Source organism: Erysipelatoclostridium sp. MSK.7.34 (genome assembly GCF_019041935.1).
Taxonomy (GTDB): Bacteria; Bacillota_I; Bacilli_A; order Erysipelotrichales; family Coprobacillaceae; genus Thomasclavelia; species Thomasclavelia ramosa.
On the sequence record NZ_JAHPYJ010000017.1, the window covers coordinates 14088 to 28836 of the forward strand.

A 14749-nucleotide genomic window follows, 5' to 3' on the forward strand; every position below is an offset into this window, starting at 1 on the left:
TGAGCACATCTTTTATTATATGGAGGACTAATGGAAAAACTTAAAATTGGAAAAATAGTAGGAACACATGGCTTAAAGGGAGAACTAAAAATTAGATCAAATAGTGATTTTGCTGATAAAAGATTTAAAAAAGGAAACGAAATTATTATAAGTTATCAAAATCAAGATTTGGTCTATAAAATTATTACATCGCGGATACACAAAGGAAATTATTTAGTATCATTTAGGGATAATCAAGATATTAATTTGGTTGAAAAATATATTGGTTCTTTTGTTTATGGGTATAAAGATGATGAACTCTTAGATGCTGATGAATATTTTTATACAGACTTAATTGGAATGCAGGTTGTTTCTACAGAGGGAACAAAAATTGGTCCAGTTACTTCAATTTATGATAATACTCGTCATGATATTTTAAATATTGATCATAATGGTAAAAATGTTGCAATACCGTATGTTGATGCATTTATTAAAGATGTTGATGTAGAAAAGAAAATTATTGTAGTTATGCTAATAAAGGGGCTTATTGATGAAGATTGATATTTTAACATTGTTTCCAGAAATGTTTACAGGTTTTTTAAATACGTCGATCATCAAAAGAGCGATTGACAAAGGTTTAGTTACTATTGAATTACATGATTTTAGAGAGTTTTCTATTGATAAACATAAGCATGTCGATGATTATCCTTATGGCGGAGGACAAGGGATGGTTTTAATGTGTGCACCAATTGTTGAATGTCTCAAAACAATTGCAACTGATGATAGTTTTATTATCTTAATGTCACCTCAAGGCATTACTTTGAATCATGGTTGTGCTGTAGAATTGTCAGCTAAAAAACATTTAATTATCATTTGTGGTCATTATGAAGGTTTTGATGAACGAATCCGTGATTATGTTGATATGGAATTATCGATTGGTGATTATGTTTTAACTGGTGGTGAACTAGGAAGTATGGTTGTTAGTGATGCAGTGATACGCTTATTAGATGGAGCAATCAAAGAAGACAGTCATATGGATGATTCTTTTAGCCATGGACTGCTTGAGTATCCTCAGTATACTCGCCCACAATGCTATGATGGTAATGAAGTGCCTGAGGTACTAATGAGTGGGCATCATGAAAATATTCGCAAATGGCGCAAGTTCCAATCATTAAAAAAGACCTATTTGAAACGACCGGACTTATTGGAATCGTATCAATTTGATGCTGAAAGTATCGAAATGATGAAAAAAATAAAAGAAAATGATTGATTTTTATGATTGATTAGTCTATAATGTAACAGTCGCAAGACTGCAGATGTTCCGCTGGTTAATCGAATGAACGTTTAAGACAAAATTTTGATAAGGAGAAATAGTAATGAATTTACAATTAGTAGAACAAATCACTAAAAAACAAATGAGAAATGATATTCCTGAGTTCAAAGCAGGGGATACATTAAAAGTTTTCGTAAAAATTAAAGAAGGTGAAAAATTCCGTATTCAGTTATTTGAAGGAGTTTGTATCGCCAGAAAAGGTAGTGGAATTTCTGAATCTTTTACAGTAAGAAAAATCTCTTACCAAGTTGGAGTTGAAAGAACTTTCCCTGTCCACACTCCAATTATTGATCATATTGAAGTTGTTAAAGTTGGTAAAGTACGTCGTGCTAAACTTGGATACTTACGTGGATTATCTGGTAAAGCTGCTAGAATTAAAGAAATTAGAAAATAGAAATGGCTCGCCATTTCTTTTTTTTCTAATTTTTTGTATAATAGACATAATGTAGGAGGACTTTTTTATGTCAAAGAAAAAAGAAGTTATCAAGTTTTCACTACAACTATTGGCAATCGTTGCAGTTACAACTGTAACCTTTACTAAAATAATTATTCCGGTGAGGGTTGATGGTCAAAGTATGTATCCAACTCTTCATGATGAAGATATTGCAATAGTAAATGCGTTATCACTTGAGCGAAGTGATATAAAACGTTTTGATATAGTTGTATTGAAATGTGAAAAATTGGATAAGGATATTGTTAAACGGGTAATTGGGTTACCTGGTGATACTCTTGTTTATAGAGATGATAAACTATATATTAATGGAACATACTATGATGAAAAGTACTTGAATAAAGATTATATCGCAAAAGCTAAAATAAAATATCAAACGGAACTATTTACTAATGATTTTGAAATCACATTAAATGACGATGAGATCTTTGTATTAGGTGATAATCGGTTACAATCTGCTGATTCTAGAACTTTAGGTACATTTAAATATAGTGACATTATAGGCAAAAAAGGTTTAGTTATTTTCCCGTTAAAAAATATGAATTTAATTAAGTAGGAGGTTTAAAATGGTAAAACAGATTCAATGGTTTCCTGGACATATGGCTAAAGCTCGTCGGGAAATTAGTGAAAAAATGAAATTGATTGATATAGTGATAGAGCTTGTTGATGCTAGGGCTCCATTATCTTCAAAAAATCCAATGTTTAACGAAATTTGTAATAATAAGCCAAGGTTGATCGTAATGACGAAAAAAGATTTAGCGGATTCTAAGGCAACAAGTAAGTGGATTGAGTATTTTAAGGGAAAAGGTATTTATGCAATTTGTGTGAATTTAAAGAATTTTAATGAATATCAGTTGGTCATTGATGTATGCAAAGAAATATTGAAAGAAAAAATGGAACGTGAAGCTAAGCGGGGATTAAAACCACGGGCAATGCGAGCAATGGTTTTAGGAATTCCTAATGTTGGGAAGTCAACTTTTATAAATCGTTTAGCAAAAAGAAAAGCGACAGTAACTGGGAATCGACCTGGGGTTACTAAAGCTCAACAGATTATAAGAGTAGACAAAGATTTTGAATTATTCGATACGCCGGGAGTGTTATGGCCGAAATTTGATGATTTGAATGTTGCTCGAAACATTGCTTTGATCGGGTCAATCAAGCAAGATATCTTACCACTTGATGAATTGTTTATTTATGCTGTTAATTATTTAGAAACCCATTATGCAAACATTGTTTGTAATCGCTACAATATTATAATCGACTTAAATACCGATTGGGTAGAAAAAGCATATGATGATATTGCAAAAAATCGTAAAATCAAACCAGTGCGTGGCTATACTGACTATGATCGGGTTATGGAAGTGTTTTTTAATGATATTTTTGATGGTAATATGGGGAAAATAACTTGGGAGTTGCCAAATGGAACGCTATGAGTATGAAGAAAAGTATTATCAAGCTGGATATGACTATATCATTGGTTTAGATGAAGCTGGTCGTGGTCCGATGGCTGGAGAATTGGTTGTTGCTGGAGTGGTTTTTCCTAAAGGGTTTTATGATGAAAGAATTAATGATTCAAAGCAGTTAAGTGCTAAAAAACGAGAAGTATTGTACGATTTGATTATTGAAAATGCATTATATTATGATATTGAAATTATTAGTGTTGCAGATGTCGATCGTTTGAATGTGTACCAAGCAAGTAAACAGGGGATGGAAAAATGTTTAGAACTACTAAAAAAAGAGAAGATGTTTGCATTAACAGATGCAATGCCGATTGATTATCCTGACCATCTTTCAATCATTAAAGGTGATGCTAAAAGTATCTCGATTGCTGGTGCCAGTATATTGGCTAAAGTGACGCGTGATCGTTTGATGGAAGCTTATGCTTTGGAGTATCCTGAATATGGTTTTGAAAAGCATAAAGGATATGTTACGAAAGCACATAAAGAAGCTCTGGGAAAATATGGAGTTTGTCCAATTCATCGTAAATCTTTTGGACCGGTCCAAAAGATATTATCAAAACAGATGTCATTTGATTTTTAATGACATTTTTTTGATTTTTAAAAGTGATTTTAAGTTTAATGAAGTATATAATAATGAGGTGATAAAAATATGGAAGAAATCTTATTATATTTTTCATTAAAATATGCAGGTGATTTTGATTCGATTTTAAAAGCTTTAGAGTGTAAAGAAAAGATAGATGAAAAATTGAAAAAAGAATTGTTTAAAGATATTACAGCCAATTACACTACTTTGATCTCGCCAGATTATCCAACTGCTTTGAAAGAGATTGCCTGTCCGCCATTCGTTTTATTTTATTATGGTAACTTAGCTTTGGTTAAAAATAAATGTATTAGTGTAATTGGGAAGCGACATCCTAGTACATATGGCGTAGAATGCACAGCAGCACTAGCAGCACAGTTGGTTGAAGCAGGTTACACAATTATAAGCGGTATGGCAATGGGAATCGATACGATTGCACATCAAAGTACAATTACAGCTAATGGTCAAACAATAGCTGTTTTAGGAAGTGGTATTGATTATTGCTATCCACACAGAAATCAACAGCTGTATCAGGTTTTAAAAGATCATCATTTAGTTATCAGTGAGTATCCGGGAAAATTTATACCACAAAAAATAAATTTTCCAAGAAGAAATCGCATAATTTCAGGATTGAGTGAATCTATATTAGTAACTGAAGCAAATCAGCAAAGTGGTACGATGATCACAGTCGGGCACGGTCTAGAACAGGGAAAAGATATATATTGTGTTCCTAGCCGTATCAACGATGCTTTGGGTTGCAATTATTTAATTCAACAGGGTGCTAAATTAGTTATAAATGTGAGCGACATTCTTAATGGATAAAAACAGTTTTAAAAAATTTAGTTGACAAAACTTTAAAAAACACTAATAATTGTGTTAATCGCGTGGAGGAAATGAAATGAGCAAAAAATTAGTTATTGTCGAGTCGCCATCAAAATCCAAAACAATTGAAAAATATTTAGGGAGTGATTATGTAGTCACTTCGTCAAAAGGACATGTTCGGGATTTGGCAACTTCAGGAAAAGAAGGGTTAGGTGTTGATATTGAAAATCAATTCGAACCTAAATATGTTATAAATAAAGACAAAAAAGATGTTGTTAAGGAATTAAAACAACTTGTAAAAGAATCAGATGATGTTTATCTAGCAACTGACCCTGACCGCGAAGGAGAAGCAATTTCATGGCATTTAGCTCAAGTATTAAATGTCGATATGGATAAAGAAAATCGTGTTGTTTTCAATGAGGTTACAAAGGATGCAGTAGTTGATGCACTAAGTCATCCTCGTAAAATTGACCAAAATTTAGTTAAGTCTCAAGAAACAAGAAGGGTTTTAGATCGGATTATTGGATTCAAACTTTCAAAACTGCTACAAAAAAAGATCAAATCTAAAAGTGCAGGTCGTGTTCAGTCTGTTGCGTTAAGATTGATTGTTGAAAGAGAACGTGAGATTGAAGCTTTTGTTCCCGAAGAATATTGGAAAATAAAAGCAGAATTTGAGAAAGACAAAATTGAATTTAGTGGTGAACTAGCTAAATATAATAATAAGAAGATTGAGATAAAAAATGGTGAAGAAGCTACTGCAATTTATGAAGCTTTAAATAAAGAATTTGAAATCGCTAGTGTCAAAAAAACGACTAAACGGCGTGAATCAAAACCACCTTTTATTACTTCGACTTTACAACAAGAAGCATCTTCTAAATTAGGTTTTAAAGCGAGAAGAACAATGTCAATTGCTCAAAAGCTTTATGAAGGGATTACTTTAGAAAATGAGACAGTCGGATTAATTACTTATATGCGTACTGACTCAACTCGTTTATCAGATACCTTTGTCAGTGCAGCTCAAGATTATATTGGTGAAAAATATGGTAAAGAGTATATTGGAAAAGTAAAAGTAGGAAAGAAAAAAGAAAATGTTCAAGACGCTCACGAAGGGATTCGTCCTACGAGTGCATTAAGAACGCCGGAAAGTGTAAAAGAATATTTAAAGCCAGAAGAGTTAAAATTGTATTCATTAATTTACGCTCGAGCAATGGCTTCATTGATGGCTCCAGCAAAATTTGATGCAACTTCAGTATCATTGATGAATAATGGTTATGAGTTTAAGACTAGTGGTTCAGTAATCAAATTTGATGGGTACCTAAGAGTTTACGGCGATTATGAAAAACAAAGTAATGAAATTTTGCCGGAGCTTAAAGAAAAAGAAATGTTATTAAGTAAAAACATTGAAAAAACTCAACATTTTACTAAACCACCAGCTCGTTATAGTGAAGCAAAATTAATTAAAGAGATGGAGGAACTGGGAATTGGTCGTCCTAGTACTTATGCAATGATTATTGATACAATTCAAACTCGTCAATATGTTGAATTGGTTGATAAAGCTTTCAAACCGACAGAATCTGGAATCTTGACAAGTGATCGATTAACAGAATATTTTAATGATATTATCAATGTTGAATATACAGCGAAAATGGAACATGAGCTTGATGATATTGCTGAAGGGCAAGATGAATATGCTCACGCTTTACAAAAGTTCTTAGATTTATTTCAACCGTTGCTTGATAATGCATATGATAAAATGGAAGTGATTGCACCGAAGAAAACTGGAGAAAAATGTCCTGAATGTGGACATGATCTAGTTGAACGTAAAGGACGTTATGGAACTTTTGTTGCCTGCGAAAATTATCCAGAATGCAAATATGTAAAGAAAGACCCTGTAGAGATTGAATATACGGGTGAAGAATGTCCTAAGTGTGGAAGTAAGATGATTTTTAAAAATGGTCGTTTTGGACGTTTTGAAGCATGTTCAAATTATCCTGAGTGTAAGTATATTAAAAACAGCAAGAAAAAAGAACCTGTTATGACGGATGAAGAGTGTCCAAACTGCGGTTCTCCGATTGTAATCAAACAAGGACGTTGGGGTGAGTTCAAAGCTTGTTCAAATTACCCGAAATGTAAGACAATCATAAAGTAGAACGAAAGTTCTACTTTTGTTTTCAAAATAGAAATGATAAAATTAGAAAAGGTGATAAAATGGAAAAAATTGTAAATGTAATTGGAGCAGGTCTGGCTGGTGTGGAAGCCTGTCATCAATTAGTAAAAAGAGGATATAAAGTTCGACTGTATGAAATGCGTCCTAAAAAGATGACCCCAGCTCATCATAGCGGTAATTTTGCAGAACTGGTTTGCTCTAATTCACTTCGTGCTGATGGGACTGGAAATGCGGTCGGTGTTTTAAAGGCAGAGATGGAAATGATGGATAGTCTCATTATTAAATATGCTAGAAAACATCAAGTCCCAGCGGGAGGAGCACTTGCAGTTGACCGTAATAATTTTTCTCAAGCGATAACGGAGTACATTCAGAGTCATCCCTTGATTGAAGTAATTCATGAAGAGGCAAAAGAATTTCCTGCAGGTTACACAATTATCGCATCTGGTCCTTTGACAAGTGATGCTCTTGCAACAGCAATTAAAGAAAAGTTAGGGGAAGATTATTTTTATTTTTTTGATGCAGCAGCACCAATCATTGCAAAAGAAAGCATTAATTTTGCAATTGCGTATTATAAATCTCGCTACAATAAAGGGGATAATGAATATATTAATTGTCCTATGAATGAAGCACAATTCAATGCTTTTTATGATGCCCTAGTCAATGCGGAAGTTGTTAAACCTAAAGATTTTGAAGAAAAATTTTTTGAAGGCTGTATGCCTTTTGAAGAAATGGCTCGCCGTGGAAAACAAACGTTGTTATTTGGACCGATGAAACCAGTTGGACTTACTGCGCCGGATGGGACGCGCCCTTATGCTGTTGTGCAGTTAAGACAAGACAATGTCCAAGCAAGTTTATATAACATTGTTGGTTTTCAAACACATCTAACTTGGCCTGAACAAAAAAGAATTATTCAAATGATTCCAGGACTTGAAAATGCAAGTTTTGTTCGATATGGAGTAATGCATCGAAATAGTTTTATTTGTTCACCAAAACATCTATTAAAGACATACCAGTTAAAAAATTATTCTAATATATTTATGGCAGGTCAAATTACTGGAGTAGAAGGATATGTAGAATCTGCTCAAAGTGGTATGGCTGCCGGAATAAACATGGTCCGGTTATTAGAAGATAAAGAGCCTTTGATTTTTCCGGAGAATACTGTTATGGGAGCGTTGGCTAATTATATAACTAATGCCTCGAAAGAAGATTTTCAACCAATGAAAGCTAATTTTGGAATTTTGCCAGATTTTCCAATACGAATCAAGAAAAAAGAACGTAAAGCTGCTTATGCATCAAGAGCGTTGGAAACAATGAAGGGATTTGTTGATGAAAACAACCTTGGATAACTATTTCCGACAATATCTTGATTATTTACAATATCAGCGTCACTATGCTGATAAAACAATAGAATCGTATAAGCGTCAGATCGATCATTTCAAACAATTTCTTATTGAAGAATCTATTGATGATTATAATGATGTGAGTTATGCAATGCTACGTGGATATCTTACTAAGCTATATGAAAAAAATCTTTCTAAAACAACAATTAATCATAAACTCAGTGCGTTAAGAAGTTTTTTTAACTATTTATTAAAAGAAGAGTTAATAAATGATAATCCTTTTTTGCTGATTGAATCCCAAAAAGTTGCAAAGCGTAATCCGGATTTTCTTTTTCCTGAAGAAATCCTAGGACTATTAGATAGTATTGAAACAAAAGATGATCTGGGAATTCGTAATAAAGCGATGATGGAATTAATGTATGCATCAGGCTTGCGGTGTTCAGAGGTTGTAAATTTACAACTTTCAAATATAGATTTTAATCAAATGGTATTATTTATTCATGGAAAAGGGAATAAAGATCGTTATGTTCCATTTCATGATTATGCTGGAGAATGGTTGATTAAATACATACAAGAAGCTCGTGAAAATTTAATGATAAAAAATGAGGGGCATAATTTCGTCTTTGTTAATAAATTCGGTAATCCTCTAACTAACCGAGGAGTAGAAAACATAGTAGATCGAATAATGCGACTTTATGATTCAACCAAAAAAATTCATCCTCATACAATTCGACATTCCTTTGCTACACATTTATTAAATGCAGGAGCAGATATTAGAACTGTTCAGGAGTTGTTAGGTCATGAAAACTTATCAACCACTCAAATTTATACACATATTTCAAGAGATCATTTAAAAGAGGTATATTTAAAAGCACATCCACGAAATATTGAATAATTCAAGTTAAAATGATGAAAAATATGCTTGTATGATTGAAAAATCTATGATAAAATGTTTCAGGTATGAAAAATACACACATTATGAATTCATTTATCTAGTGCCGTAAGGTGATAAATGTTCGAAATAATGGAGGAAAAAACAAAAGGAGGAAGTTACAATGTCAGTAATTTCAATGAAAAAATTATTAGAAGTAGGTGTTCATTTTGGACATCAAACAAAAAGATGGAATCCAAAAATGGCTCCATACATTTTCACATCAAGAAACGGGATTTATATTATTGATTTGCAAAAATCATCTAAAAAAATCGATGATGCTTATAAAGCAATGAATGAAATCGCTGCTAAAGGTGGAAAAGTATTATTTGTTGGTACTAAAAAACAAGCTCAAGAAGCTGTTAAAGAAGAAGCTATTCGTTCAGAAAGTTTCTATGTTAACTCTCGTTGGTTAGGAGGAACTTTAACAAACTTCAAAACAATTCAAAAAAGAATTAGAAGATTAATTGAATTAGAAAAAATGGAAGCTGATGGTACTTTTGATTTATTGCCTAAAAAAGAAGTAATCTTACTTAAAAAAGAAGCTGCTAAGTTAGAAAAGAACTTAGGTGGTATCAAAGAAATGAGAAGATTACCAAATGCTTTATTCGTAGTAGATCCTAAAGCTGAACATAATGCTGTAGCAGAAGCTAAAATCTTAGGTATCCCTGTATTCGGTATCGTTGATACTAACTGTGATCCTGATGAAGTTGATTATGTAATCCCAGCTAATGATGATGCAATTAGAGCAGTAAAATTAATTGTTGCTGCAATGGCTGATGCAATTTGTGAAGCTAAAAATGAACCATTAACTGTAGCATATGTTAAAGATGAAGATGATAAAGAAGTATCTATGAACGATGCAATCACTTCAGTTGAAAATAATCAAAGAAGAGCACCTAGAAATAAAGGTGGAAGACCTAATCCTAGAAGAAATAATGCTCCTAGACCAAATAAAGATAACACAGCTGGAACTGAAGGAAAATAATTCTGTAAAATAAGGGAAAGCAAAGCTTTTCCCTTTTTAATAAAAAAACAAATAAAGGAGAAAATTAAAATGGCAATTACTGCAAGTTTAGTAAAAGAATTACGTGAAAAAACTGGTGCTGGAATGATGGATTGTAAAAAAGCTTTGGAAGCTTGTGATGGTGACATCGAAAAATCATTTGACTGGTTAAGAGAAAAAGGAATCGCAAAAGCTGCTAAAAAAGCTGATCGTATCGCTGCTGAAGGTTTAACTGCTTTCGTATTAGATGGGGATACTGCTGCAATTGTTGAAGTTAACTCAGAAACTGACTTCGTTGCTAAGAACGCTGAATTCCAAGGGTTAGTTAAAAATATCGCTGAAGTTGTTGCTGCTAATAAACCTGTTGATTTAGAAGCTGCATTAAACACTGAAGTAGATGGTAAAAAATTAGAAACTGTTATCGCTGAAGCTAGCGGTAAAATTGGAGAAAAATTAAGTTTCAGAAGATTCGAAGTTTTAACTAAAACTGCTGACGAAGTATTTGGTGCTTATTCTCATATGGGTGGAAAAATGACTGCAATTGTTAAAGTTGCTAATTCTACTGAAGATAAGGCTCGTGACGTGGCTATGCATGTTGCTGCTTCTGATCCTAAATATATTGATAGAACTGCAATTCCTGCTGAAGTTTTAGATCATGAATTATCTGTATTAAAAGCTCAAGCAATGGAAGAAAACGCAGCAGCTGCTAAACCTAAACCAGAAAATATTATTGAAAAAATGGTTGAAGGTAGATTAAATAAAAACTTAAAAGAAATGTGCTTAGTTGATCAAGAATTCATTAAAAATCCGGATGAAACTGTAGCTAAATTCTTAGGTGAAGGTAAAGTAATCAATATGGTTAGATTCCAAGTTGGTGAAGGTATCGAAAAGAAAGAAGAAAACTTTGCTGAAGAAGTTGCTGCTCAAATGAACGCAAAATAATAACTTTTAAAACACTATCATTAGATAGTGTTTTTTCTTTGGATAAGCGTCATTCGACTAGGAATGTACCTTGACTAAACGACGAAAATATGATAAATTTTTTAGAGGAAAAAGTAATCATTATTAGCTGATAATGATGTGCGAATTTAAGCATAAATCTTTTTTTATAAAATATAAATAAGGAGATTAATATGAAGTATAATCGGGTATTATTGAAATTAAGTGGTGAAGCATTGGCTGGAGATGATAAAACTGGTATCAACGCTCATACAGTAGCAGATATCGCTCGTCAAATTAAAGATGCCAAAGATTTAGGAGTTGAGATTGCAATTGTTTGTGGCGGCGGGAACCTATGGCGTGGTAAAACTGGTGCTGATATGGGAATGGATCGTTCAAGTGCTGACTATATGGGAATGCTGGCTACTGTAATGAATGGTTTAGCTGTTCAAAATGCATTGGAGGCCATTGGCGTTCCAACTCGTGTTCTTTCAGCGATTGAAATGCGTCAAGTTGCTGAACCATATATTAGAAGACGAGCAATTCGTCACTTAGAAAAGGGGCGAGTAGTAATATTTGGAGCTGGAACAGGAAGTCCTTTTTTTACAACAGATACAACAGCTGCTTTGAGAGCTGCAGAAATTAACGCAGATGTTATCCTAATGGCTAAAAACGGGGTAGACGGAGTTTATTCAGCTGATCCAAAAGTTGATCCTAATGCAATTCGCTTCGATACTATTTCGTATTTTGATGTATTACAAAAAGATTTAAAAATCATGGATCAAACAGCTATCACTTTATGTAAAGACAATAATATTGATTTATGTGTATTTAATATGTCTGTAGACGGAAACATTGCTAAAGCATGTAATGGCGATGATATCGGAACAACAATCTCAGGAGGAAAATAAAATGATAAATATGATTTTAGATGATACAAATGAAAGAATGACAAAGACGATTGAATCTTTCCAACGTGATTTATCATCTGTTAGAACTGGTCGTGCAAATCCTAATATGCTTGATCGAGTAATGGTTAACTATTATGGTTCACCAACTCCAGTGAATCAAATTGCTGGTATTTCGGTAGTAGAAGGCCGTCAATTAGTTATTAAACCTTATGACAAATCAAGTATTAAAGATATTGAACATGGCATTTATGAAGCGGATTTAGGTCTTACTCCACAAAACGATGGTGAGATTATTCGTATTATGGTTCCCGCTTTAACTGAAGAACGTCGTAAAGAATTTGCTAAAAATGTTTGGAAATTTGCGGAGAATGCTAAGGTGTCAATTCGCAATATTCGCCGTGACAGTAATGATGAAATTAAGAAAACTGATGGTAGTGAAGACGAAATCAAAGCTGGTCAAGAAAGAGTTCAAAAATTAACAGATAAATTTGTTAAAGAAATTGATGAAATTGCAAAAGTAAAAGAAAAAGATATCATGACTGTATAATTAGATGGGCGTTTTAAACGCCCATTTTATCTAATTTATTTAGAAAGAAGAAAATATATGCATAAAAGACCATGTTCGGATTGAAATTTAGATAGCGAAATATTTCGTAGCTACTATTATTTGAAAGAAGAGCCTGTGGCATTTTGTCGAGTTAATGGATTACCTATGAGTGGTGGTAAAGTGGAAATTACAGAGAGAATTGGTTATTTTTTAGATACTGGTAATATTTCGGATTTGATGAGTTCGAATAAAAGTAAATGTCAAATAGGAATTATAACAGAAGATAGTAAAATTGAAGAAAATTTTGTTTGTTCACAAAAACATCGTGTTTTCTTTAAAGAAAAAATAGACAAAACTTTTTTCTTTTAACGTCCCATTTCAAAAATGGTTGAAGACGAACACTGGTAAAATATATCTGATGCAATTAAAGCATATTATGAGATTTTAGAAGCAAAAGAGTCAACAAAAACTGTAATTGATAAAAAATTTGAATATAATACATATATTCTGATTTCTTTAAAAATAACAAAGGAAAGACATTAGAACAGGCAATCAGGTGCTGGAATTATAAAAAAGCTGTAAAGACCATAATCGTTATGAAGGTGTATATTTTCTTATTTTAATGTAGTAAATTAAATAAATAATTTATATGTACTAGGATGATTAAGTCTAGCAATGTTGCTTAGGCTTTTTTTTGTAATGAATTTATGGTATAATCTCGAATAGTTAAACAGGAGGACGACAAATGCTTTTTAAGAAAAAGAAGAATGAAGAATTTAATTATCATGTTCTTGATAAAGATAATATTCCTCAACATATAGCTTTTATTATGGATGGAAATGGTCGTTGGGCAAAAAAAAGGAAGATGCCACGCACTTATGGACATCATGAGGGGACTAAAACAATTCGAGATGTTGCTTTGCATTGTAATAAGTTAGGAGTCAAAGCTATGACTGTATATGCTTTTTCAACCGAAAATTTTGCACGACCAGAGCAAGAGGTACAGTATATTTTTAAATTACCAAAAGATTTCTTTGAATTGTATATGAAAGAACTGATAGAAAATAATGTAAAAATCTGTACAATCGGACATTTAGAAATGGCTCCTAAAGAAACTCAAGATATTATTAACTCTGCAATTGATAAGACTAAAAATAATACTGGTCTAAAATTATGTTTTGCTTTTATTTATGGTGGACGTGATGAAATTTTAGAAGCAACAAAAAAACTAGCAATGAAAGTAAAAGCTGGTGAATTAGGTGTAAATGAAATTAATGAAACTGTCTTTAATGATGAGTTGATGACTAAGGATCTACCGGAAGTTGATTTAATGATTAGAACTAGCGGGGAACAACGTTTGTCGAATTTCCTGTTATGGCAATTAGCATATGCAGAATTTATTTTTACAGATGTTTTATGGCCCGATTTTAATGAAAATGAACTTGATAAAGCGATTTGGATGTACCAAAATCGTGATCGCCGTTTTGGAGGATTAAAATAATGAAAGAAAGAATTATTACGGCAATCTGTTTGATGCTGGTTGCTGTTCCTTGTGTTATATTTGGGGGATATTATTTTAAAGGCTTGATTGGAGTGATTCTAGCATTGGCAGTGTATGAGATGTTACATATATGCACTCGTCCAAAAATAAAAATGTATTTATATCCAATCGTCTGTGGATTTTTTATCTATGGTTTTTTATTTGACCAGGATGATTTATTTTTAGCTTCTTATGGAATCTTAATCTATTTGATTGTCTTATTTGGAGCAACAATTTTTGATGATACCTTGACAATTGAACGCACTAGTTATATTTTTACGATGGGGGTACTAATATGTGCTGGTTTACACGCTTTAATGTCACTTCGTGATGTATATGGTTTTCAATATATTTTATTGCTTGCGTTAGCTACTTACGGTAGTGATACAGGCGCATATTTTGCAGGAGTTTTTTTTGGTAAACACAAGTTGATTCCTCGATTATCTCCAAAGAAAACAATAGAAGGATCAATCGGTGGGGTGCTGCTTGGGACTTTACTATCAGTTGGGTATGCTAGTTATTTAGGTTTGTTAGAAAATAATGTGATTTTAATTGCAGCATTTTTCGTTTTAACTTTCACTAGTCAAATTGGTGATCTAGTTTTTAGTGCTGTGAAACGTCATTTTGGAGTAAAAGATTACTCTAATTTATTACCTGGACATGGTGGCATATTAGATCGTATTGATAGTATTTTATTTAATGCAATAGTTTTTAGTTTCTTTTTAGTAATGGTGAGGTTATAA

The 14749-nt window shown here is 32.6% G+C and carries 17 protein-coding genes; all 17 read left to right on the plus strand.

What is annotated here, in order from left to right:
• The first annotated feature begins 30 nt into the window (after window positions 1–30).
• Window positions 31–540, plus strand: a complete 510-nt coding sequence (gene rimM / locus KTF99_RS11490; protein WP_008791762.1) for a ribosome maturation factor RimM — start codon at window positions 31–33, stop codon at window positions 538–540.
• Window positions 530–1249: a tRNA (guanosine(37)-N1)-methyltransferase TrmD gene (trmD, locus tag KTF99_RS11495; protein ID WP_003538221.1), complete on the plus strand. Its 720-nt coding sequence runs from the start codon at window positions 530–532 to the stop codon at window positions 1247–1249. Before rimM ends, trmD begins: the two co-directional genes overlap by 11 nt.
• Window positions 1250–1355: 106 nt before the next feature.
• Window positions 1356–1706 (plus strand): 50S ribosomal protein L19, encoded by a 351-nt coding sequence (gene rplS, locus KTF99_RS11500; protein WP_003538222.1) that lies wholly within the window; start codon window positions 1356–1358, stop codon window positions 1704–1706.
• A 67-nt stretch (window positions 1707–1773) separates the two neighbouring features.
• Window positions 1774–2319, plus strand: a complete 546-nt coding sequence (gene lepB, locus KTF99_RS11505) for a signal peptidase I (RefSeq protein ID WP_003538223.1) — start codon at window positions 1774–1776, stop codon at window positions 2317–2319.
• Window positions 2320–2329: 10 nt separating this feature from the next.
• A complete protein-coding gene (ylqF, locus tag KTF99_RS11510) occupies window positions 2330–3196 on the plus strand; it encodes a ribosome biogenesis GTPase YlqF (protein ID WP_003538224.1) in 867 nt (288 codons plus the stop codon).
• Window positions 3183–3803, plus strand: a complete 621-nt coding sequence (locus KTF99_RS11515) for a ribonuclease HII (protein WP_003538225.1) — start codon at window positions 3183–3185, stop codon at window positions 3801–3803. The genes ylqF and KTF99_RS11515 overlap by 14 nt, the downstream gene beginning before the upstream one ends.
• Window positions 3804–3872: 69 nt before the next feature.
• Window positions 3873–4625 carry a DNA-processing protein DprA gene (gene dprA / locus KTF99_RS11520; RefSeq protein WP_003538226.1) on the plus strand — a complete coding sequence of 251 codons (753 nt, stop codon included), beginning with the start codon at window positions 3873–3875 and terminating at the stop codon, window positions 4623–4625.
• Between the two features lie 76 nt (window positions 4626–4701).
• Window positions 4702–6774: a type I DNA topoisomerase gene (gene topA, locus KTF99_RS11525; protein ID WP_008791761.1), complete on the plus strand. Its 2073-nt coding sequence runs from the start codon at window positions 4702–4704 to the stop codon at window positions 6772–6774.
• A gap of 59 nt (window positions 6775–6833) precedes the next feature.
• The gene (trmFO, locus tag KTF99_RS11530) at window positions 6834–8138 is read left to right on the plus strand and encodes a methylenetetrahydrofolate--tRNA-(uracil(54)-C(5))-methyltransferase (FADH(2)-oxidizing) TrmFO (RefSeq protein WP_029479987.1); all 1305 of its coding nucleotides are present in this window, start codon (window positions 6834–6836) and stop codon (window positions 8136–8138) included.
• Window positions 8119–9027: a tyrosine recombinase XerC gene (gene xerC / locus KTF99_RS11535; protein WP_008791759.1), complete on the plus strand. Its 909-nt coding sequence runs from the start codon at window positions 8119–8121 to the stop codon at window positions 9025–9027. The genes trmFO and xerC overlap by 20 nt, the downstream gene beginning before the upstream one ends.
• Before the next feature lie 160 nt (window positions 9028–9187).
• The gene (rpsB, locus tag KTF99_RS11540; RefSeq protein ID WP_009300653.1) at window positions 9188–10051 is read left to right on the plus strand and encodes a 30S ribosomal protein S2; all 864 of its coding nucleotides are present in this window, start codon (window positions 9188–9190) and stop codon (window positions 10049–10051) included.
• 69 nt (window positions 10052–10120) lie between these two features.
• Window positions 10121–11011, plus strand: a complete 891-nt coding sequence (gene tsf / locus KTF99_RS11545) for a translation elongation factor Ts (RefSeq protein ID WP_003538232.1) — start codon at window positions 10121–10123, stop codon at window positions 11009–11011.
• Between the two features lie 191 nt (window positions 11012–11202).
• On the plus strand, window positions 11203–11919 hold the full coding sequence (pyrH, locus tag KTF99_RS11550; protein WP_003538233.1) for a UMP kinase: 717 nt from the start codon (window positions 11203–11205) through the stop codon (window positions 11917–11919).
• Between the two features lies 1 nt (window position 11920).
• Window positions 11921–12466 (plus strand): ribosome recycling factor, encoded by a 546-nt coding sequence (frr, locus tag KTF99_RS11555; RefSeq protein WP_008791757.1) that lies wholly within the window; start codon window positions 11921–11923, stop codon window positions 12464–12466.
• A 120-nt stretch (window positions 12467–12586) separates the two neighbouring features.
• Window positions 12587–12835: an SAP domain-containing protein gene (locus KTF99_RS11560; protein WP_229101831.1), complete on the plus strand. Its 249-nt coding sequence runs from the start codon at window positions 12587–12589 to the stop codon at window positions 12833–12835.
• A 376-nt stretch (window positions 12836–13211) separates the two neighbouring features.
• Window positions 13212–13967 (plus strand): isoprenyl transferase, encoded by a 756-nt coding sequence (locus KTF99_RS11565; protein ID WP_029479989.1) that lies wholly within the window; start codon window positions 13212–13214, stop codon window positions 13965–13967.
• Complete coding sequence (locus KTF99_RS11570) at window positions 13967–14749, plus strand: phosphatidate cytidylyltransferase (protein WP_003538238.1); 783 nt, start codon at window positions 13967–13969, stop codon at window positions 14747–14749. Before KTF99_RS11565 ends, KTF99_RS11570 begins: the two co-directional genes overlap by 1 nt.

What these genes read in the sequence shown, in the direction of transcription:
- topA (WP_008791761.1), top strand. Translation starts at nt 4,702, where the DNA reads ATGAGCAAAAAATTAGTTATTGTCGAGTCGCCATCAAAATCCAAAACA.
- pyrH (WP_003538233.1), top strand. Translation starts at nt 11,203, where the DNA reads ATGAAGTATAATCGGGTATTATTGAAATTAAGTGGTGAAGCATTGGCT.
- frr (WP_008791757.1), top strand. Translation starts at nt 11,921, where the DNA reads ATGATAAATATGATTTTAGATGATACAAATGAAAGAATGACAAAGACG.
- dprA (WP_003538226.1), top strand. Translation starts at nt 3,873, where the DNA reads ATGGAAGAAATCTTATTATATTTTTCATTAAAATATGCAGGTGATTTT.
- tsf (WP_003538232.1), top strand. Translation starts at nt 10,121, where the DNA reads ATGGCAATTACTGCAAGTTTAGTAAAAGAATTACGTGAAAAAACTGGT.
- xerC (WP_008791759.1), top strand. Translation starts at nt 8,119, where the DNA reads ATGAAAACAACCTTGGATAACTATTTCCGACAATATCTTGATTATTTA.
- trmFO (WP_029479987.1), top strand. Translation starts at nt 6,834, where the DNA reads ATGGAAAAAATTGTAAATGTAATTGGAGCAGGTCTGGCTGGTGTGGAA.
- KTF99_RS11515 (WP_003538225.1), top strand. Translation starts at nt 3,183, where the DNA reads ATGGAACGCTATGAGTATGAAGAAAAGTATTATCAAGCTGGATATGAC.
- ylqF (WP_003538224.1), top strand. Translation starts at nt 2,330, where the DNA reads ATGGTAAAACAGATTCAATGGTTTCCTGGACATATGGCTAAAGCTCGT.
- rplS (WP_003538222.1), top strand. Translation starts at nt 1,356, where the DNA reads ATGAATTTACAATTAGTAGAACAAATCACTAAAAAACAAATGAGAAAT.
- rpsB (WP_009300653.1), top strand. Translation starts at nt 9,188, where the DNA reads ATGTCAGTAATTTCAATGAAAAAATTATTAGAAGTAGGTGTTCATTTT.
- KTF99_RS11570 (WP_003538238.1), top strand. Translation starts at nt 13,967, where the DNA reads ATGAAAGAAAGAATTATTACGGCAATCTGTTTGATGCTGGTTGCTGTT.
- rimM (WP_008791762.1), top strand. Translation starts at nt 31, where the DNA reads ATGGAAAAACTTAAAATTGGAAAAATAGTAGGAACACATGGCTTAAAG.
- KTF99_RS11565 (WP_029479989.1), top strand. Translation starts at nt 13,212, where the DNA reads ATGCTTTTTAAGAAAAAGAAGAATGAAGAATTTAATTATCATGTTCTT.
- lepB (WP_003538223.1), top strand. Translation starts at nt 1,774, where the DNA reads ATGTCAAAGAAAAAAGAAGTTATCAAGTTTTCACTACAACTATTGGCA.
- trmD (WP_003538221.1), top strand. Translation starts at nt 530, where the DNA reads ATGAAGATTGATATTTTAACATTGTTTCCAGAAATGTTTACAGGTTTT.